The sequence below is a fragment of the Neptunomonas sp. CHC150 genome (assembly GCF_030397555.1).
GTDB lineage: Bacteria > Pseudomonadota > Gammaproteobacteria > Pseudomonadales > Balneatricaceae > Neptunomonas > Neptunomonas phycophila.
The window spans coordinates 1-474 of sequence record NZ_JAPNXU010000054.1 but is presented as its reverse complement, the minus strand read 5'-3'; the positions used below and the strand labels follow the sequence as shown (position 1 = coordinate 474).

Annotated in this window: 1 protein-coding gene; it reads right to left on the bottom strand. The window is 48.7% G+C overall.

Going from position 1 to position 474, the window contains the following annotated elements; genetic code table 11:
* Positions 1-474, bottom strand: a 474-nt coding sequence (locus OW491_RS18155; RefSeq protein ID WP_290037301.1) for a terminase family protein, incomplete at both ends; no start/stop codon positions are given.

Here is a 474-nt window from a genome sequence, read left to right as displayed (position 1 = left end):
GATTATCGAAATCGTCTTTGCTGTATTCATCGCGCAGTTCATCTATGTCGAACAGTTCACAACCGCCTGCAGCTGCATCTTCAATCGTAACAACGTAACGCCACTGTTTGTCTGGGCAGAGCCTGCCACCGTCTCGATATTCATTGAAGGTCGGGAACTCGATGTTAGCGCGAGAATCACGACCTCTGCGCCATTGGTCACCGGTCCAAAATGTATAAGCCGTGTGCGTTTTGGCGGAAGGGGTCGAGAAGTAGGTTTTGCGCCAGTTCTTATGGGTGGCCATGGCTGAGGCGAGTTTGTTGAGCTCATCGAATTTCGGGATCCAGAAATACTCATCCACATAAACATGGCCATGATAACTTTGTGCGGTTTTTGAGTTGGTCGATAGAAAGCGTAGCTCGGCACCGTTAGAGAGAATGATCGGGTTGCCCGTCAATTCAACACCTAAGAACTCTTCACCAATCGCAATAATGT